Below are 18283 nucleotides of genomic sequence, written 5' to 3'. Positions count from 1 at the left end.
CAATAAGTTGTCAGTTACGGTCATTGAGTGACAGCGATGCGACTCTTAGTCTGTCGAACATGACTGACGGGAGCCGCAGAGCGCCTGCAACTTTTCCGTGATTGCTCGTTGTGGAGTTACCGATGACCGCCGCTCATTACCCGCACCTGTTGGCCCCGCTGGACCTGGGATTCACCACGCTGCGCAACCGCACCCTGATGGGCTCGATGCACACCGGCCTGGAAGAAAAATCGGGCGGTTTCGAACGCATGGCGGCCTACTTCGCCGAACGTGCCCGTGGCGGTGTCGGCCTGATGGTCACCGGCGGTATCGGCCCGAACGACGAGGGCGGCGTGTATTCCGGGGCAGCCAAGCTGACCACCGAAGAAGAAGCGCTAAAGCACCGCATCGTCACCCGCGCGGTGCACGAGGCGGGCGGCAAGATCTGCATGCAGATTCTCCATGCCGGGCGTTATGCCTACAGCCCGAAGCAGGTCGCGCCGAGTGCGATTCAGGCACCGATCAACCCATTCAAACCCAAAGAGCTGGATGAGGACGGCATCGAGAAGCAGATCAGCGATTTCGTGACCTGCTCGGTACTGGCACAGACCGCCGAGTACGACGGCGTCGAGATCATGGGCTCGGAAGGTTATTTCATTAACCAGTTCCTCGCCGCGCACACCAACCACCGCACCGACCGTTGGGGCGGCAGCTACGAAAACCGTATGCGCCTGCCGGTGGAAATCGTTCGCCGTGTACGCGAAGCGGTTGGCCCTAACTTCATCATTATTTTCCGTCTGTCGATGCTCGATCTGGTTGAGGGCGGCAGCACTTGGGACGAGATCGTCACCCTGGCCAAAGCCATCGAGCAGGCCGGCGCGACCATCATCAATACCGGTATCGGCTGGCACGAAGCGCGGATTCCGACCATCGCTACCAAAGTGCCGCGTGCCGCATTCAGCAAGGTCACGGCCAAACTGCGCGGCTCGGTGAAGATCCCGTTGATCACCACCAACCGTATCAACACCCCGGAAATCGCCGAGCAGATTCTCGCCGAAGGTGATGCCGACATGGTCTCGATGGCGCGGCCGTTCCTCGCCGACCCGGACTTCGTCAACAAGGCTGCCGAAGGCCGCGCCGACGAAATCAACACCTGCATCGGTTGCAACCAGGCCTGCCTCGATCACACCTTTGGCGGCAAGCTCACCAGTTGCCTGGTCAACCCGCGTGCCTGCCACGAAACCGAACTCAACTACCTGCCGGTGCAGCAGATCAAGAAAATCGCTGTGGTCGGCGCTGGCCCTGCCGGTTTGTCCGCTGCGACCGTGGCGGCTGAGCGTGGCCATCAGGTGACGTTGTTCGATTCGGCCAGCGAAATCGGCGGTCAGTTCAACATCGCCAAACGTGTGCCGGGCAAAGAAGAGTTCTTCGAAACCCTGCGTTACTTCAAGCGCAAACTGCAGACCACTAACGTTGAGGTGTGCCTGAACACCCGCGTTGATGTGGCGAAACTGGTTGAAGGCGGTTATGACGAAATCATCCTCGCCACCGGCATTGCGCCGCGTGTGCCGGCAATCCCGGGCGTCGACAACGCCAAGGTGCTGAGCTATCTGGACGTGATCCTCGAGCGCAAACCGGTTGGCAAACGTGTGGCGGTGATTGGCGCCGGCGGCATCGGTTTCGACGTCTCGGAATTCCTCGTTCACGAAGGCGTGGCGACCAGTCAGGATCGTGCCGCGTTCTGGAAAGAGTGGGGCATCGATACGCAACTGGAGGCTCGTGGTGGCGTGGCTGGAATCAAAGCCGCACCGCATGCGCCGGCCCGCGAAGTGTTTCTGTTGCAGCGCAAGAAAACCAAGGTCGGCGATGGGCTGGGCAAAACCACTGGCTGGATTCACCGTACCGGTTTGAAGAACAAGCAGGTGCAGATGCTCAACAGCGTTGAATACCTGAGCATTGATGATCAAGGCCTGCACATTCGAATCGGCGAAACCGGCGAGCCGCAAGTGCTGGCGGTGGACAACATCGTGATCTGCGCGGGACAGGATCCGCTGCGTGAGTTGCATGACGGTCTGGTCGAAGCGGGGCAGAACGTGCACCTGATCGGTGGTGCCGATGTCGCCGCTGAGCTGGATGCCAAACGCGCGATCAACCAGGGCTCGCGCCTCGCCGCTGAGCTATAAGCAACGCTGCTTGACCTGTGGGAGCGAGCTTGCTCGCGAAGGCGTGGTGTCAGTCGACAGATGTATTGCTGACACTCCGCTTTCGCGAGCAAGCTCGCTCCCACAGGTTTTGTGCACACTGCGAACCTTGTGAGCGTGCTCGCGATGGCTGCTGATGAGCGATTAGAATGCCGGCTCTGTCCAGATCGAATCGCCGCCCATGCTTTTGCCTCCCTCCAACTGGCTACCCCAAGCCCCGCTACAACCGCTTCAACTCGACTGGCTCACAACCGCCGACATTGAAGTCGCCATCCTGCGCCTCGATCAGATCGATCCGCTGATCAGCGGCAACAAGTGGTTCAAACTCATCGAACACCTCAACGCCGCCGACCGCGCGGGTGCCGAAGGCATCATCAGCCTCGGGGGTGCTCACTCCAATCATCTGCACGCGTTGGCGGCGGCGGGGAAACGGCTGGGCTTCCAAACCGTGGGGCTGCTGCGCGGACATGCGCAGGACACCCCCACGGTGCGCGATCTGCAAGCGTTCGGCATGCAGTTGCATTGGTTGGGTTACGGCGGCTATCGCGCGCGCAATGAGGCGGGATTCTGGCAACCCTGGCAGGAGCAATACCCACATCTATATGCAGTGCCGGAGGGCGGCGGCGGATTATCGGGGGCGCTCGGTTGCGCCGCGATCAAGGAACAGACGCAGGCGCAATTGGCCAGCCTCGGCTGGAGCGATTATCACGCTTGGTGGCTGGCCTGCGGCACCGGAACGACATTGGCGGGATTGGTGCTCGCCGAAGCAGGGGCGCACCCGGTCTATGGCGCGCTGGCTGTGCCGGACGATCACGGCGTGGCGCCGCAAGTCGAGTCGATCCTGCAAGCTGCTGGGCAGGGCAACGGAAGTTATGAACTGATCTGCGCGAGCCGTGGCGGTTTCGCCAAAGTCGATGCGCCGTTGCTTGCGTTCATCGAACAAACCGAACAGGCCGGTGGCGTACCGCTGGAACCGCTATACACCGGCAAGGCCTTGCTGGCGCTAAAGCAGCAGGTCGAGGCGGGCCGGTTCGCGAGGGGTACGCGGTTGATCTTTGTTCACACCGGTGGCTTGCAGGGGCGGCGCGGGTTTATCGCCAGCCGCTGATATTCAGCCGCGCTTGGGCATCATCCGCAGCAGCGTGTTATCGCCGACCACGTAATGGTGATAGATCCCCGCCAGCGCATGCAGGCCGATCAGCCAGTAACCCACAGTGGCGATCAGTACATGCCAGCCCTCAACCTGTTTGGCGAATTCCTTGTTCTCCGCGACCAGCAACGGCAGATCAAAGCCGTAGAACATCACCTGATGCCCCTCGGCGCTGGTGATCAGCCAGCCCAGAATCGGCATGCTGATCATGAACAGGTACAACGCCCAGTGCATCAGCCGCGCCAGCACGGTTTGCCATTGTGGCGAGGCGGGAAAGATTTTCGGTGCCGGGCCAATGCTGCGGGCGAGCAGGCGAAACCACACCAGCACAAACACGGTCAGGCCAAGCATGTAGTGCACTTCGCGGATCAGCGTGCGCCCGCCACTGCCTTTGGGAAACAGCCCGCGCAATTCCATGCTGGCGTACACCAGCACCAGCAGGACCAGCATCAGCCAGTGCAACAGGACCGAGACGGTGCTGTAGCGGGATTCGGAACTTGTCCACGGCATACGGTGTTTCCTCACAGATCAGGGTCGAAGCTTGCCGTTCTTGAGCGACGGCATGCTTTAACTGTAATCCGCTTTGGCGGATTTGCCTGAGGCTGATCGGACTTTCAATGCTCTGAATCAGGGCTTTGCCAATAAAAAACGCCAACGTCGTGCAGACGCTGGCGTTTTTCTTTGCAACAAGTGGCAGGAATCAGCTCGATTGCGGCATCTCACCGTTGGCCAGACGCTTGTTGATGTCGGCGATCACTTCCGGCAGATCGGTGATGGTGTCGATCATGTAGTGCGGGCGCGAGCTTTCGAACAGCGCGTGAATACGCTTGCGTTCGCTGGCCAGTTCATCGCTGCCCAACGCACGGAAACCGGCGTAATCCAGGCCCAGCGCATTGCCCGAGCAGATCAGCGCCACTGTCCACATGCCGGCGCGGCGGCCTTCGAGGATGCCCGGCACGGTGTCGTCGATCTTCACGCACGCCGCGACATCGTCGATGCCCAGCGCGATCACGTTGGCCAGCGCCTGCGCCGGCCATGGGCGACCATTCGGCACTTCGTCGGTGGCAACCACGTGGTCAGCGACGTAGCCATTGGTGGCGGCGAGTTCGACGACCTTGTCCATCACTTGCTTCGGATAACCGGAGCAGGAACCGATCTTGATCCCTTGCTGACGCAGATTGGCGATGGTTTCCAGGGCACCGGGAATCAACGCCGAGTGCTCGGCGATCTTCTCGATCTGCAGCGGCATGAAACGCTCGTAGATTGCGGTGACGTCGTCATCGGTCGGGGTGCGGCCGAACGCCTTGCGATAACGCTCGGCCACTTGCGGCTGATTGCAGAGGGTGCGGATGTGGTCCCATTTGCCCATGCCCATCGGGCCACGGGCTTCTTCGATGGAGACCTGCACGTCGAACTCGGCGAAGGCTTCGACGAAGATCTGGGTTGGCGCGAACGAGCCGAAATCGACCACGGTACCGGCCCAGTCGAGGATCGCGGCTTGCAGCTTGTTTGGATTGACGTAGTTCATGTTGATCAAATTCCTGAGTTGGCAATGCAATTCAAATGTGGGAGCGAGCTTGCTCGCGAAGGCGTCGGATCAGTCGATATCTATGTTGAATGTGCGACCGCATTCGCGAGCAAGCTCGCTCCCACAGGGATTAAGGATGGGTTTTAGATCTCTAACACTTCCATTTCGCGCAGCACTTCGCCGACCGCTGCCACGGCCTGGCGCATTTCGTCCGGGCTGACATGGCCGATGCAGCCGACGCGGAAGGTCTCGACCTGGGTCAATTTGCCGGGATAAAGGATGTAACCCTTGGCCTTCACGCGTTCGTAGAAATCCTTGAACTGGTAGCGCGGATCCTGCGGCGCATGGAACGTGGCAATGATCGGCGCCTGAATCGCCGCTGGCAGAAAGCTGCGCAAACCGAGCTTGCCCATTTCTTCCATCAGCGCCTGACAGTTGGCGGCGTAGCGCGCATGCCGCGCCGGCAGGCCGCCTTCTTCGTTGTATTGCAGCAGCGCTTCGTGCAGCGCCGCGACCACGTGGGTCGGCGGGGTGAAACGCCATTGCCCGGTTTTCATCATGTAGGCGTGCTGGTCATACAGGTCCATTGCCAGCGAATGCGAATTGCCGGAAGCGGCGGCCAGCGCCTCTTTGCGAGCGAAGACAAACCCCATCCCTGGTACACCTTCCAGGCATTTGCCGGACGCGGCGATCAGCGCGTCGAACGGCACTTTCTGCGCATCCACTGGCAGTGCGCCGAAGGAACTCATGGCATCGATGATCAGGCGTTTGCCGTGTTGCTGGACGACCTCGGCAATCTCCGCCAGCGGATTGAGAATCCCGGTGCTGGTTTCGCAATGGATCAGCGCGACGTGAGTGATGTCGCTGTCGGCGCGCAGCAGGCGGTCGACGTCGGCGGCGGTGGTCGGTTCGTCTTCAGCCGTTTCAAAAGTGCTGAACGAGCGGCCGAGCACTTCGCAAATCTTCGCCAGACGCTTGCCGTAGGCACCGTTGATCAGCACCAGCACTTTGCCGTCACGTGGCACCAAAGTGCCGATGGCCGCTTCGACGGCGAAGGTGCCGCTGCCCTGTAACGGTACGCAGTGGTGCGTTGCGCCGCCGTTGAGGATCGCCAGCAATTGTTCGCAGAGGCTGGCGGTCAGTTGGTTGAAGCGGTCATCCCATGACCCCCAGTCGACCATCATCGCCTGGCGGGTGCGGGCCGAAGTGGTCAATGGGCCGGGAGTGAGCAGGATGGGTTCGGCGATACTCATTCGTGTGTCCTCGGATTGCGCTGGGGGATGAAGCTACGGGGCATACGTTGCAATTCGCCGTTGCATCAATCAAATTGTTTGTTGTTATGCCAGCCATCAGCGAGAGTTATTCATGAACCTGTTCCAGCTCCGTGCGTTCGACGCCGTGGCCCGTGAAGGCAGCTTCACCCGCGCCGCCGCGCGCTTGTTCATCAGCCAGCCGGCGGTTACCGGGCACATCAAGGCGCTGGAGGAGCACTACCAGATCACCCTGCTGCGGCGCACCGCGCGACGGGTGGAACTGACCGAAGAGGGCACCAAACTCGCGGCGATCACCCGCGCGATGTTCGGCCTCGCAGAAGAGGCGCAGACGATGCTGGAGGCCAACCGGCAGTTGCTGACCGGACGGCTGGAAGTGGCGGCGGACGGGCCGCACATGGTCATGCCGATGCTCGCCAGCCTGCGCGCGCGGTATCCCGGGATCACCGTGAATCTGCGTTTGGGCAATGCCCAGGAAACCCTCGCAGCGTTGCTGTCGGAACACGCCGATGTGGCGGTGTTGACCGAAGTGGAGCCGCGCAAAGGCCTGCATCTGCAAGCATTGAGCGAATCACGGATTTGCGCGTTGGTGCCGGCAGGGCACCCGTGGGCGATTCGCACCGGGGAAGTGAAGCTCAAGGAGCTGGATCAAGTGATCATGGTGCTGCGCGAGCCGAGTTCAATCACCCGGCGTACGTTTGATGACGCCTGTGGGCAGGCATCGATCCATCCGCGCGTGTTGCTGGAATTGGACAGCCGTGAGGCAGTGACCGAGGCCGTCGCTGCCGAGTTGGGCGTTGGCGTGGTGTCATCGGTTGAGGTCAGCCATGACCCGCGCGTGGTGGCGATTCCGATTGTCGGGGCCGGGCTGGTGAACCGGCACATGATCGGCTGCATGGAGCGGCGGCGGGAGTTGCGCTTGATTCAGGCGTTCTTTGGCCTTGCACCCGCCGCCCGGTGATCGTTCCCACGCTCTGCGTGGGAATGCAGCCCGGGACGCTCTGCGTCCCATCCAAAGCGAACGCGGAGCGTCCGTTGAGGCATTCCCACGCAGAGCGTGGGAACGATCAGGATGGTTCACACAAGGCTGTCGCGAACCATATCGAGAAACGTCGCCACCACCCGCCGATTGCTTTGCTCACGCAAGCACACCAGCGTCTCCGTCAATCGTCGGGTGCAATCGACAATCGGCAACGCACACACCCGTGAATCCGCACCAAACTCCGCCGCCGAAACAACGCCAACACCAATCCCGACCACCACCGCCTCACGCGCCGCTTCCCGTCCCTCCACCTGAATCGCCGGGCGAATACGAAACCCCGCCCGGGCCATTTCCTCTTCCAGCGTCTGCCGCGTCACCGAACCGTGCTCACGCAACACCAGCGGCGTGTCATCCAGATCTGCCAGGCAGATCGATTCACGCTCGGCCCACGGATGATTGCGCGACACGAACGCCACCATCGGATCATTGCGCAGCGGTACACAGAGCAAGCGCTCATCACTGACATCACGCCCGAGCAGGGCCAAATCCGCCTGATAGTTGAACAGGCGAAACAGCGATTCATCGGTGTTGCCGGTTTCGATCTTCACGCTGATTCCCGGATAGCGCTCGCAGAACCGGGCGATCTGCGGCAGCACGTGTACCGGTGCGTCCACTGCGAGAATCAGGCTGCCGGTCTGCAACGCCTGGGATTCCTGCAACAACTCTTGCGCTTCAGCTTCAATCACAAACAGCCGCTGGGTAATCGCCAATAGCCGTTCACCGAGATCGGTCAGGCGCACGGAACGTTTATTGCGGTGAAACAGCAGCACGCCAAAACGCTCTTCGAGTTTGCGCACTTGGTCGGATATCGCCGGTTGCGTCAGAAAAAGGCGCTCGGCGGCTTTGGTGAAGCTTCCATGCACGGCCACGGCGTGGAAGGCTTTGAGTTGGGCGTGGGAAACCGACATGAAGTCACCTGATCGTTAAGTCAGTAACAAGCTGAGCTTATGTTTGAAATACGATAAATCGATTTTATTTATTAAACAGTAATTGCTTTGATCCGCTCACGCCATCGCTGACTGGCCGTTCGGACAGCAGGGTTGGTCATGAGCCTGTGGGTGCAACAGCAGGACTCATCTGACCGGTATCGCCAGAGGGATAGAGCGATATCGCAGTGCTCAACAATAAAAACACAGGCGTTTTGCTTAACGATTCTGCCGGCACACTCACACCCTGAGGTCAGAACCACCATGAACAAGCACATCGGCACCATTGCGCGTTGGCGCATGCAGATTTTCGCGATTACCTGGCTGGCGTACGCCGCGTTCTACTTCACCCGCAAAGCCTTTTCGGTGGCCAAACTCGGCATCGCTGAAGACCCGACCTTCATGCTCGACAAAATGGCCATGGCCAACCTCGATGCCATTTATCTGGCGGCTTATGCCCTCGGCCAGTTCACCTGGGGCATGCTCGCCGACCGCTTTGGCCCGCGAGTTGTGGTGCTCGGCGGTTTGCTGATTTCCGCCGCAGCGGCGTTAGTGATGGGCAGTTTCGCCACGTTGCCGATCTTCGCTACCTGCATGCTGATTCAGGGGCTGGCGCAGTCCACCGGATGGTCGGGGCTGTGCAAAAACCTCGGCAGTTTCTTTCCGTCCCAGCAGCGCGGACGGGTACTCGGGTTATGGAGTTCTTGCTACGCGTTTGGTGGTCTGGTGGCTTCGCCATTTGCCGGTTGGTGGGCGTATACCTTGATGGGCACCTGGCACGCGGCGTTCATTTCCAGTGCCGCGGTGGTCGCCGTCGTGGCGGTGTTGTTCTTTATCTTCCAGCGCAACAAACCGGAAGACGTCGGCTTGCCGGCGGTTGAGCCGGAACCTGAATTGACTGCGGAAGAAACCGAAGCCAACAGCAAACTCAGCGTCTGGGAGCCGTTAAAGGAAATCCTCCGTAACCGCACGGTGCTGGTGCTGGGCCTGGCGTATTTCATGCTGAAACCGGCGCGTTACGCGATTCTGTTGTGGGGGCCGGTGATTGTCTTTGAACAGATGCCCAGTGTCGGCAAGGTTGGCGCGGCGATCATCCCCACTTCGTTTGAACTGGCCGGGTTGCTCGGGCCGATCCTGATCGGGCTGGCCTCGGACAAACTCTTTGGTGCCCGGCGCATGCCAGCGTGCGTGATCAGTCTGCTCTTGCTCACCGTGACGCTGGCGCTGTTCATGGCCGCGTTGCAAAGCGGCAGTGTGCTGCTGGTGGTCGCGCTGCTGTTCGTCATGGGCCTGACCCTGTATGGCCCGGATTCGATGATCAGCGGTGCCGCCGCAATCGACTTCGGCAAAGCCAAGGCCGGCGCCACCGCTGCCGGATTCGTCAACGGCTGCGGCTCGGTCGGTGCGGTACTCGGCGGTTTGCTGCCGGGTTACTTCGACTCGGTGACGGTGTTCATCGTCTTCGCCGGTTGTGCGCTGTTCTCGGCGCTGGTGCTGATTCCGCATTGGAACAGCCGCCCGGTTGGCGTGATGGAACCGCGCGCCTCAATCCCCAATTGCCCGCTGACGATCAAGCCCCTGCGTTCCTGAAACCCTTTGCCTCGCGGCCTGCTGCGGCGTTCGCGGCAGGCTGTGGCGTGGCCAACTGACTGGAGAAAAACATGAGACCGTTTTGGCTGGAGCAGGCCTTGCAGGCCGACACTTCGCAAACCTGCCCGCCGTTGCAGGGCGAAGTCCGCACCGACGTGTGCATCGTCGGCGGCGGATACACCGGGTTGTGGACGGCGATCATGCTCAAGCAACAGAACCCCGAACTCGATGTGTTGCTGATCGAAGCGGACATTTGCGGCGCCGGCGCCAGTGGGCGCAACGGTGGTTGTGCGCTGTCGTGGTCGGCAAAATATTTCACCCTTGAGCGCCTGTTTGGCGTCGAGGAAGCGGTGCGCCTGGTCAAGGAATCGGAACGCAGCATCCATGCGATCGGCGAGTTTTGTGAGCAGTACGGCGTCGATGCCGATTACCGCCTCGACGGCACGCTGTACACCGCGACCAACCGCGCGCAAGTCGGCTCGACCGACGCGGTAATTGCCGCACTGGAACGCAATGGCATCAACTCGTTCAGCCAGCGTCCAGTGGCCGATGTGCAGCGCATGGCCGGTTCGAGCAAGCATCTGGAAGGCTGGTTCTCGCCAGCGGCGGCCAGTGTGCAGCCGGGCAAACTGGTGCGCGGCTTGCGTCGGGTGGCATTGCAATTGGGTGTGAGGATTCACGAAAACACGGCAATGACCGGGCTGGAGGAGGGGCGCCCGGCGCGCCTGCAGACGCCGCAAGGCAGCATCGTTGCCGATCGCGTGGTGCTGGCGATGAATGCCTGGATGGCCCGTGCTTTTCCACAGTTCGAACGCAGCGTGGCGATTGTTTCCAGCGACATGCTGATCACCGAACCGCGTCCGGATCTGTTGCAGCAGATCGGCCTGACCAGCGGCGTCACTGTGCTCGATTCGCGGATTTTCGTGCACTACTACCACAACACTCCGGACGGCCGGATCATGCTCGGCAAAGGTGGCAACACCTTCGCGTTTGGCGGGCGCATGCTGCCGGTATTCGATCAGCCATCGCCTTATGCCGGCCTGCTGAAAAACAGCCTCGCCGACTTCTTCCCGGCCTTCGCCGATGTGAAAGTCGATGCCACCTGGAACGGTCCGTCGGATCGCTCGGTCACCGGTTTGCCGTTCTTCGGCCAGATGAGCAGCGCGGGCAACGTGTTTTACGGTTTCGGCTATTCGGGCAGCGGCGTCGGCCCGTGCCATATGGGCGGACAGATTCTCGCTTCGCTGGTGCAAGGCCTGGACAACCCGTGGACGCGCTCGCCGTTGGTCAACGGGCCACTGGGCTATTTCCCGCCGGAGCCGATCCGTTACCTCGGCTCGTTGATGGTGCGCAACGCCATCCGTCGCAAGGAACGCGCCGAGGATCATGGGCGGCGTCCCCGGCATCTCGACGTGCGCCTGGCGAAATTCGCCGCAGCGGCGGGCAAGGCTGACAAAGCTTGAAGCACTGCTTGCTCCTGTAGATCGGGGCTAGCGAGCGTCGCTGTTGAGCAGCCAGTCGAGCAACAAGCTGTTGTCGCTGTCGCGGGTGGACGGTGATTCGCGAGGCGTGGACTTGCGTGAGTTGCCCAGACACAGAATCGGCCGGTCGGGATCGCTGTCGAGGAAACTCACCCACACTTCGCTGCCGGCGCAGGGCAGTTCTTCCAGAGCTATTCGGCCATTGGCCTGCGTCATGGCGATGGGCAGCCAGATCGCGTCGTCATCCGGTGTTTGCGGGTGTTCAGAAGGCCACAGCCTGACGGCGACGCGACCCTCCTCATCAAGCTGCGCCGGTTGCCCGGCAGGCCCGAGCACCTGTGCCAGTTGATACCCGGCAATGCACGGGCGGGCTTGTTTGAGCGCAGGACGAAAATCGCTGGACCAGGGCTGGGCGGTGAAATCGTTGTGGTAGCGGTGCAGGGGCGGTGTCGGGTCAAGAATCGACGGGTGTTGCCCGTGATGGCGTATCGCGGTGAGCCGCCATTGTTCGTTGAAGTGGCTGATCGGATGTTGCGACACTTGTAGCAGATGCCCACTGAGCAAACCGACCCGGTCGCTGCGGCCGTTGATCGTGCGATGTTGGCAGCGTTGCCGCTCCAGATGCCGCCGGCTGCGTTGTTCGTGGTGACGTTGTTCAGCAGAAGGTATCGGCGGCAAGGGATTGGCCGTGATGTGGTTGGCGGCATCGTTGCGGACTGCCTGCTGCCCTCGATTACGCACGGCATGCAGTGTGGCGATCGGCGCTGCGTGGTGATGCTGGTACAGCGAACTGACACAGGGTGATGGCGTCTGCTCGCACGCCTTGAACGCCATTAGCACCGGCTCTTGCGGCAGGGTCAGGCTGTCATCGGCAAACACGACAATGTGCCCGTCCACCCGGTGTTCAAAGTGGTAGTGAATGCCTTCTTCCTCACAAAGCCTGTGCAGCAGCGCCAGATCGCTTTCTTCGTACTGGATGCAAAATGGCCGGATCGGGTATTGACCGACGGTCATTTCAATCCGGTAACCATCAACGGGCAGGGCATTGTCCGTGAGCAACTGCTGGAGAATCTGCGGCACGCTACGTTGCACGAACACGCGCCGTTTGCTCGGCTCGGCCAGCCTTTGCAAACGCGGCACAACAGTCAGTCGATAGCCGATCCGGTGCGTACCGCGATGTTCGCAACTGGCACTGTCGATCATGCCGTGAACCCCATGCTGGTCGTCCAGACGCAGAAAGGCCGGCTGGTGCAGGAATATACCCGGCGCCACGGCGGGGGCCAGGCCGATCATTTCGATCTCGAAGCGGTAGGGCTGGTTGAGCGCTTCCTCGCCGTGAAAGCGCACCACTGGCAGGCACAAACCGCTGTCGGTCAGGGTCAGGGTAAAAGGACTTTCCTTGTCATTGAGCATTCGAACAGGCTCTGTCAGGCAATACGGGCCTGAGAGGGTACGAAACCGTAGCGTTGAATGGTCATGTCAAAGGCGTTTTTCAGAATCGCCCTACAAGGTCTGGTGAAGAAGTCGATTCTGCATCGCATTTTTTTGGTCGATTGCCGACTTTAGGCCGTATAAACTTGGCGCCACGCGTCGGCCAATAGATGTCTCGGCGCCACAGATCAAGAGAGTGAGTAATGGGCGCACAGTGGAAGGTTAAACACAAAGAAGCGGCATCCAACGCCAAGGGCAAGATCTTCGGCAAACTGGTGAAGGAAATCACCATCGCTGCCCGCAACGGTGCCGATACCGCCACCAACGCACACCTGCGTCTGGTGGTCGAACAGGCCAAGAAAGCCTCGATGCCAAAAGAAACCCTGGACCGCGCGATCAAGAAAGGCGCCGGTCTGCTGGGTGAAACCGTGCAATACCATCGCGTCACCTACGAAGGGTTCGCCCCGCACCAGGTGCCGCTGATCGTCGAGTGCGTGACCGACAACATCAACCGTACCGTCGCCGAAATCCGTGTGGCGTTCCGTAAAGGCCAACTGGGTGCCTCAGGCTCCGTGGCCTGGGACTTCAACCACGTTGGCATGATCGAAGCCTCGCCGGACACCCCGGACGCCGATCCGGAAATGGCCGCGATCGAAGCCGGTGCTCAGGATTTCGAGCCGGGCGAAGACGGCGCAACGCTGTTCGTGACCGACCCTACTGATCTGGACTCGGTGCAGAAAGCGCTGCCAGAACAAGGCTTCACCGTGCTGTCGGCCAAGCTCGGCTACCAGCCGAAGAACCCGGTCAGCGGTTTGAGTGACGAGCAGATGGCTGAAGTTGAAGCGTTCCTCGAAGGCCTCGACAACCATGATGACGTGCAGGACATGTTTGTCGGTCTGGCGGGCTGATCGGCGGCGTCAGTGATGGCCTCATCGCGCACAGGCTAGCTCCCACAGGGGATTTGTGAACACCACAGATCCAGTGTTGGAGCTAGCCTGCTCGCGATTGACCGCGCAGCGGTCACAGATCTTCAAGTTTCTTCATGACCTCTCCGAACCCCGGCCGCGCCAGCACATCCGCCTGACAGCAACGCCGCTCCAGCTCTTCAAGCTCCGCACGCAGTTCATCACTCAACCCCGAGTCGATGCGCGCCAGCAATTCCCCCAGCAAAATCCCGAACGCACGCACTTCAATGCGTTGCAGCGCGCGCGTTTCCTGCGTGTCGTCGACAGCGTGGAACGACGCCCCGCCAAAATCCCCGAGCAGGCAATCGCCGCGCTCGTTCAACAGAATGTTGTGCCCGTAGAGATCGCCGTGGGTGATGCCTTGCCGATGCAGATGTTCCGCTGCCGAAGCGATGCCTTTGGCGATGTTCAGCGCGACCTCGGCAGTGAACCGGCAATCCTCGGCGTAAACATCCCGCGAGCAGGACGCCAGGCTTGGCAGGTCGGCGAGATTGCGGAAAGACGGATCGATCAACTGCATCACCAATCCTTGCTGGTCGTCAGGATGGTCACTGATACGCCCCTCGACACGGATCAGGTTGGGATGCAGGCCTGCGGTGATACAGGCATTCATTTCGTGCAGCGGCGAGCCGTCGCTGGTCATTTCACCTTTGTACAGTTTCACCGCGACCGGCGTCACTGAGCCATCGTCGCGCTGCCAGCTCGCCCGGGAAATCACCCCCGAGGCGCCTTCACCCAGTCGTTGTTCCAGACGCAGCGCTGACCAGGGGATTTGCGCCGTCGCCTCAAGCGCGGCAGCGTCCGCCTCGGTTTCCAGCGGGTTACCGGCGTAAGCCAGCCAGGTCAGGCTCGGCAGCGCGAGCAGCCACTGCGGCAGTTCGCTCAGACGGTTGGCAGAGAGGCGCAGCAGTTCCAGTCGATGGCAGTTGCTCAGCGAGGGCGGCAGCGTTTGCAGACGGTTGCCGGACAGCATGAGTTTTTGCAGGGCAGGGCGTTCACCGAGCTCGCTCGGCAGGTTTTCGAGGCAGTTGTCGGTCAGGATCAGCCAGCGCAGCTGGGGCGGCAGAGCTGCAGCGGGTACGTTGACGATGCGATTGGCTCTGAAACCGACCATCGTCAGGGCCGCGCACTGACCGAGGCAGGCTGGCAGTTCGGTGAACGGGTTATCGGAGCAGAACAGTACGCGCAGGCGCGTCAGACGGTGCAAGTCATCGGGCAGGCTGCTCAATTGATTGCCGCTGAGGTTGAGGATTTCCAGGGTGTCGGCCAGGTCGAAAATCTCGCGCGGGAACTCGGTCAGTCCACAGGACAGATCCAGACGCGTAATGCCCGACAACTCGCCGGCGCGCAATTGAGCAAGGGTGTGCATGTTGGTGTTCGCTTTGATCAGGGGAGCGCCGCTGGGGCGCTGGGAATGGGCGACATGATAACGGCAAAGCCCGGATTTGAATTGGATAGGAAGTGAAACTTCAGTTGCCCTTGGTGGGAGCGAGCCTGCTCGCGAAAGCGGAGTGTCAGAAGCTGATGTTTTGACTGATAGGGCGCTTTCGCGAGCAGGCTCGCTCCCACAGGGGAATGGCGTGCTCAGATCGTCCCATGCACTTCTTGCAACTGCCCCAAGCGACTGCGCGTGCGCGCCAGATCAATGGCATGGCCGTCCAGGCTTTCACTCAAGGGCAGCCGGCCGAGCAGCGTCAGATGTTTGTCCTGGTCGTACAGCACGTCGATCAGGTTGATGAAACGCTGTTGCCCGGCGATCGAGCACTCCGCCAGTTCCGGCAGGTCATCAATGATCCAGCGATCGAAACGTCGGCACAGCTCCAGATAATCCATGACCGCCGTTGGCTGTTCACACAGATCGTTGAAGGTAAAACCGACCCGCCGCCCGTCACACAACCGCGCCTGAAACTGCCGGGTGCCGACCGCTAACTTGATGGCTGGCGCGTCTGCGGGCGGCAGCTCCAGCGCGGCGCGCTGTGCGGGCGTGGCAGGCCACACATAATGTCCTTGGGTAAATATCTGATGTGCAGAGTGACGCGCCTGGCTGCGGTAATCGTGCGGGCCGCCGACTTCCATCACCTGCATGTGCGTATTGATCAGCTCGATCACCGGTTTGAACCGGGCGTGGTAGAGCGGGTTGGGCAGCAGCCCTTCCGGCGCATAGTTGGAGGTCACCAGCAGCAGAATCCGCCGTTTGAACAACGCCTTGAACAACCGGGTAATGAGCATGGCATCGCCGATGTCATGCACATGAAACTCGTCGAAACACAGCACCCGACAATCCTGAAGCAGTTCGTCGAGAGTCACTTCGAGGGCATCGTCCTGCTCGCGATGTTTGAACATGCCTTGATGCAATTGTGCGAAGAACTGATGGAAATGCAGACGCCGTTTCTGGGTGATCGGCAGCGCTTGAAAAAAGCCGTCGAGCAACCAGCTCTTGCCGCGTCCGACGGCGCCGAACAGGTATAGGCTTGGCGCGCTTCGGCGGCTGGCGCCAAACAGCAAACTGGCCTGCTGCGCCATGCAATCGATGACGCGCTGCTGGCTGTGGCTGAGGGTGTAACCCTGACCGCTGGCCTTGTGCCCGAAGTAGTCGCGGATCGACTGGGCACTGGCGTCATGCCCGGCGCTGGCCGGCAGACCCTTGCCGAACCAGCGGCGCAACGCCGGCCAGCGCTGGATCAGTCGCGATCGTTTCGGCGGGTGGGCAGGCACTGTGGGCGTCTCCGTGTTCGTCAAAACCGCCTCCCGGAAGCGCGGCGACACAGTGTAACCAGGCGCCAACCTGGGCAGCCACTGCGATGCATCGAGAGTGGGCGGTTATTGAACAAATTTGTGTGGCACGTACAGCTATTTTTAGCGACAGGGTGCGCCCTGTTGCCAATCTTTCGAAACATATCCCGGACGATGCCTGGATCCAATTAACTGGCGGAATCGTCGACCGTTGCTAACCTCAATCACAGAAACGACGTCGCAAGCGATCACTGACAAGGAACGGCGCAGTGAAGGTACATGTGGTCATGGGGCTGCTGGGGGCACTCGTTGCGCCGGTTCATGCGGCGGATCTTCAGGTCGAAGTGCGCGTCGATGTGCAGCGCGGCTGCCAGTTGGTAGGCCGGCAACGTGACGCCGGTATCGAGCAATTGGGCGTGCTCGACTTCGGCAGCACTGCGCGTCTCGATGATCCGGCCGGGCCGTTGTCGGCAGCGTTGACCAATCAACGTCTGCCACGGCTGGAGTGCAATCCGGACACGCCGTACCAGATGCGTGTCGACGGCGGTTTGCACGGCGGTGTCGGCGAAGTCCGCTACATGGCGGGGACGACGGGCAGCAAGCCGATTCCATACCGCTTGTATCAGGACGCGGCGCGACGGCTGCCGCTGATGGTGGATGTGCCGGTCAGCGGGCGGGTGCCGGACAGCGGCACGGTGGAATTACCGCTGTACGCGCGGATCGAGCAGTTGGCTGAGGTTCCAAGAGTCGGCCGTTATTCGGATCTGGTCAGGGTGACAGTCACCTGGTGAGCGCGGTTTCAACAAGCACCCGGTGGACGCGGGTGCACAAGGAAGGCGCTCAACGATGAGCGCGGTGATTGAGTCAGCGTAAAGGAGCAGGGACGGGCACGATGACAGGCAAACACTGGATGGTGGTGGCGGCAGGTACGCTGGCATTGCTCGCAGACGAGGCGCAAGCGGCGATGAGCGGGCAGATCAATGCGCGGCTGATCCTGATTGCCGGCTGCGAAGTCACCAACACCAGTGACCCCGCCAGCCCGGTCAGCGCCCTTGGCACCCTCGATTTCGGCCTTCAGGGGCCTACCTGGAATGCACCGATCAAGGCCAGCCTGGATGGCGACAGCAGCGGCAAACTCAACGTCGCCTGCAACCCTTCAGTCACCGGTTTCACCGTCACCATTGACGGCGGCACCCACGGTGACGGCAACACCCGGCGCCTGAGCAATGGCCGCCAGACCATTCCCTATCAGCTATTCGTCGATCCCTCCGGCGCCCGGAGCTACAGCATCGGCCAGCAACACAATTTCGCTGTCACCAGCGGTGCGCAGATACCCATTCCGGTATTTGGCTCGGTGGTGGCGAATACCCGCGCGTTACCGGCTGGGGTCTATACCGACACCCTGACGGTGACGCTCGACTGGTAACCCCGTAGAGGACGGACACCATGCGTACGTTTGCATCAAGGATAGGTTTGTCGCTGCTCGGCCTGGCGCTGGTTTCCAGTGCCAACGCCGCCACCACGGTCACCGGCCAGATCACCTCCAGCCTGATTCTGATCAGCAGTTGTCAGGTCAACGGTGCCGGCGGTTCCACCGGTCTGAACTTCGGTGCGTTGAACTTCGGCACTGCCAACAGCCTGTTCACCACCGCCACCGGGCAAGTGTTGGGCGGTGGCGGCGGGGCGCTGTCGATTCTCTGCTCCAGCGGCACCACGCCGACGGTCAAAGTGCGCGCCGGTGCCCACGACGGAATGTCGCCGGGCGGTACACGAGCGCTGTACGACGGTGTCGCCAATTATGTGCCGTACGACTTGTACACCGACGCCGGGCACTCGCAGCTACTGGCGATTGACGGGACGATCAACCTCGCCGCCAGCACCGGGGTCGCGCAGACAGTGAACATCTACGGTCAGGCGGTGGGCAAGGCCGGTTTGCCGGCGGGGACTTACACCGACACCGTCGCTGTTGAACTGACGTTCTGATGC

16 protein-coding genes are annotated in these 18283 nt (G+C 61.1%); 9 read left to right on the top strand and 7 right to left on the bottom strand.

The features are described 5' to 3' along the window. Positions 1-122 precede the first annotated feature (122 nt). The gene (locus ACZZ0G_RS01135) at positions 123-2162 is read left to right on the top strand and encodes a 2,4-dienoyl-CoA reductase FMN-binding domain-containing protein (RefSeq protein ID WP_463555005.1); all 2040 of its coding nucleotides are present in this window, start codon (positions 123-125) and stop codon (positions 2160-2162) included. Positions 2163-2361: 199 nt separating this feature from the next. Continuing rightward, complete coding sequence (locus ACZZ0G_RS01130) at positions 2362-3288, top strand: 1-aminocyclopropane-1-carboxylate deaminase/D-cysteine desulfhydrase (RefSeq protein WP_463555004.1); 927 nt, start codon at positions 2362-2364, stop codon at positions 3286-3288. Between the two features lie 3 nt (positions 3289-3291). Here the strand turns inward: ACZZ0G_RS01130 and ACZZ0G_RS01125 are convergent, their stop codons facing one another. From ACZZ0G_RS01125 to ACZZ0G_RS01115, 3 genes are all read right to left on the bottom strand, one after another. Then, positions 3292-3840 (bottom strand): cytochrome b, encoded by a 549-nt coding sequence (locus ACZZ0G_RS01125; protein WP_463395599.1) that lies wholly within the window; start codon positions 3838-3840, stop codon positions 3292-3294. 190 nt (positions 3841-4030) lie between these two features. Continuing rightward, positions 4031-4858 carry a phosphonoacetaldehyde hydrolase gene (gene phnX / locus ACZZ0G_RS01120; RefSeq protein WP_463555003.1) on the bottom strand — a complete coding sequence of 276 codons (828 nt, stop codon included), beginning with the start codon at positions 4856-4858 and terminating at the stop codon, positions 4031-4033. Between the two features lie 143 nt (positions 4859-5001). Beyond that, the gene (locus ACZZ0G_RS01115) at positions 5002-6111 is read right to left on the bottom strand and encodes a 2-aminoethylphosphonate--pyruvate transaminase (protein WP_463555002.1); all 1110 of its coding nucleotides are present in this window, start codon (positions 6109-6111) and stop codon (positions 5002-5004) included. A 112-nt stretch (positions 6112-6223) separates the two neighbouring features. Between ACZZ0G_RS01115 and ACZZ0G_RS01110 the strand changes: the two genes are divergently transcribed. Beyond that, positions 6224-7090: a LysR substrate-binding domain-containing protein gene (locus ACZZ0G_RS01110; protein WP_463555001.1), complete on the top strand. Its 867-nt coding sequence runs from the start codon at positions 6224-6226 to the stop codon at positions 7088-7090. Between the two features lie 116 nt (positions 7091-7206). On the opposite strand, the gene ACZZ0G_RS01105 is transcribed toward ACZZ0G_RS01110, so the two are convergent. Next, entirely contained in the window at positions 7207-8079 is an 873-nt protein-coding gene (locus ACZZ0G_RS01105) for a LysR family transcriptional regulator (RefSeq protein WP_463555000.1), read from the bottom strand. Between the two features lie 282 nt (positions 8080-8361). Here ACZZ0G_RS01105 and ACZZ0G_RS01100 point away from each other — a divergent pair, with 282 nt between their 5' ends. Together ACZZ0G_RS01100 and ACZZ0G_RS01095 are read left to right on the top strand one after the other, a co-directional pair. Continuing rightward, positions 8362-9687, top strand: coding sequence for an MFS transporter (locus ACZZ0G_RS01100; protein ID WP_463554999.1), 1326 nt, complete (start codon positions 8362-8364; stop codon positions 9685-9687). A gap of 71 nt (positions 9688-9758) precedes the next feature. After that, positions 9759-11150: an FAD-dependent oxidoreductase gene (locus ACZZ0G_RS01095; RefSeq protein ID WP_463554998.1), complete on the top strand. Its 1392-nt coding sequence runs from the start codon at positions 9759-9761 to the stop codon at positions 11148-11150. A gap of 27 nt (positions 11151-11177) precedes the next feature. Here ACZZ0G_RS01095 and ACZZ0G_RS01090 read toward each other — a convergent pair whose 3' ends face one another. Continuing rightward, entirely contained in the window at positions 11178-12581 is a 1404-nt protein-coding gene (locus tag ACZZ0G_RS01090) for a type VI secretion system Vgr family protein (RefSeq protein WP_463554997.1), read from the bottom strand. A 221-nt stretch (positions 12582-12802) separates the two neighbouring features. Here ACZZ0G_RS01090 and ACZZ0G_RS01085 point away from each other — a divergent pair, with 221 nt between their 5' ends. Then, the gene (locus ACZZ0G_RS01085) at positions 12803-13507 is read left to right on the top strand and encodes a YebC/PmpR family DNA-binding transcriptional regulator (RefSeq protein WP_397481952.1); all 705 of its coding nucleotides are present in this window, start codon (positions 12803-12805) and stop codon (positions 13505-13507) included. 112 nt (positions 13508-13619) lie between these two features. On the opposite strand, the gene ACZZ0G_RS01080 is transcribed toward ACZZ0G_RS01085, so the two are convergent. Then, positions 13620-14933, bottom strand: coding sequence for a leucine-rich repeat-containing protein kinase family protein (locus tag ACZZ0G_RS01080; RefSeq protein WP_463554996.1), 1314 nt, complete (start codon positions 14931-14933; stop codon positions 13620-13622). A 215-nt stretch (positions 14934-15148) separates the two neighbouring features. Further along, the gene (gene zapE / locus ACZZ0G_RS01075; RefSeq protein WP_463554995.1) at positions 15149-16279 is read right to left on the bottom strand and encodes a cell division protein ZapE; all 1131 of its coding nucleotides are present in this window, start codon (positions 16277-16279) and stop codon (positions 15149-15151) included. 305 nt (positions 16280-16584) lie between these two features. Here zapE and ACZZ0G_RS01070 point away from each other — a divergent pair, with 305 nt between their 5' ends. The 3 genes from ACZZ0G_RS01070 to ACZZ0G_RS01060 all read left to right on the top strand — a co-directional run bounded on the left by ACZZ0G_RS01070 (position 16585) and on the right by ACZZ0G_RS01060 (position 18280). Further along, positions 16585-17088 (top strand): Csu type fimbrial protein, encoded by a 504-nt coding sequence (locus ACZZ0G_RS01070; protein WP_463558808.1) that lies wholly within the window; start codon positions 16585-16587, stop codon positions 17086-17088. A gap of 101 nt (positions 17089-17189) precedes the next feature. Beyond that, on the top strand, positions 17190-17723 hold the full coding sequence (locus tag ACZZ0G_RS01065; protein ID WP_463554994.1) for a Csu type fimbrial protein: 534 nt from the start codon (positions 17190-17192) through the stop codon (positions 17721-17723). A gap of 20 nt (positions 17724-17743) precedes the next feature. Continuing rightward, entirely contained in the window at positions 17744-18280 is a 537-nt protein-coding gene (locus ACZZ0G_RS01060; RefSeq protein WP_122600521.1) for a Csu type fimbrial protein, read from the top strand. The last annotated feature ends 3 nt before the right edge of the window (positions 18281-18283 follow it).

The organism is Pseudomonas sp. AC169, from assembly GCF_979258515.1.
Note: the sequence above shows the minus strand (reverse complement) of the source record. Positions and strands in the feature narration are given on the sequence as shown.

Coding starts and splice junctions, on each gene's coding strand:
- ACZZ0G_RS01135 (WP_463555005.1), top strand. CDS start 123: ATGACCGCCGCTCATTACCCGCACCTGTTGGCCCCGCTGGACCTGGGA.
- ACZZ0G_RS01130 (WP_463555004.1), top strand. CDS start 2,362: ATGCTTTTGCCTCCCTCCAACTGGCTACCCCAAGCCCCGCTACAACCG.
- ACZZ0G_RS01125 (WP_463395599.1), bottom strand. CDS start 3,840: ATGCCGTGGACAAGTTCCGAATCCCGCTACAGCACCGTCTCGGTCCTG.
- phnX (WP_463555003.1), bottom strand. CDS start 4,858: ATGAACTACGTCAATCCAAACAAGCTGCAAGCCGCGATCCTCGACTGG.
- ACZZ0G_RS01115 (WP_463555002.1), bottom strand. CDS start 6,111: ATGAGTATCGCCGAACCCATCCTGCTCACTCCCGGCCCATTGACCACT.
- ACZZ0G_RS01110 (WP_463555001.1), top strand. CDS start 6,224: ATGAACCTGTTCCAGCTCCGTGCGTTCGACGCCGTGGCCCGTGAAGGC.
- ACZZ0G_RS01105 (WP_463555000.1), bottom strand. CDS start 8,079: ATGTCGGTTTCCCACGCCCAACTCAAAGCCTTCCACGCCGTGGCCGTG.
- ACZZ0G_RS01100 (WP_463554999.1), top strand. CDS start 8,362: ATGAACAAGCACATCGGCACCATTGCGCGTTGGCGCATGCAGATTTTC.
- ACZZ0G_RS01095 (WP_463554998.1), top strand. CDS start 9,759: ATGAGACCGTTTTGGCTGGAGCAGGCCTTGCAGGCCGACACTTCGCAA.
- ACZZ0G_RS01090 (WP_463554997.1), bottom strand. CDS start 12,581: ATGCTCAATGACAAGGAAAGTCCTTTTACCCTGACCCTGACCGACAGC.
- ACZZ0G_RS01085 (WP_397481952.1), top strand. CDS start 12,803: ATGGGCGCACAGTGGAAGGTTAAACACAAAGAAGCGGCATCCAACGCC.
- ACZZ0G_RS01080 (WP_463554996.1), bottom strand. CDS start 14,933: ATGCACACCCTTGCTCAATTGCGCGCCGGCGAGTTGTCGGGCATTACG.
- ACZZ0G_RS01070 (WP_463558808.1), top strand. CDS start 16,585: ATGGGGCTGCTGGGGGCACTCGTTGCGCCGGTTCATGCGGCGGATCTT.
- ACZZ0G_RS01065 (WP_463554994.1), top strand. CDS start 17,190: ATGACAGGCAAACACTGGATGGTGGTGGCGGCAGGTACGCTGGCATTG.
- ACZZ0G_RS01060 (WP_122600521.1), top strand. CDS start 17,744: ATGCGTACGTTTGCATCAAGGATAGGTTTGTCGCTGCTCGGCCTGGCG.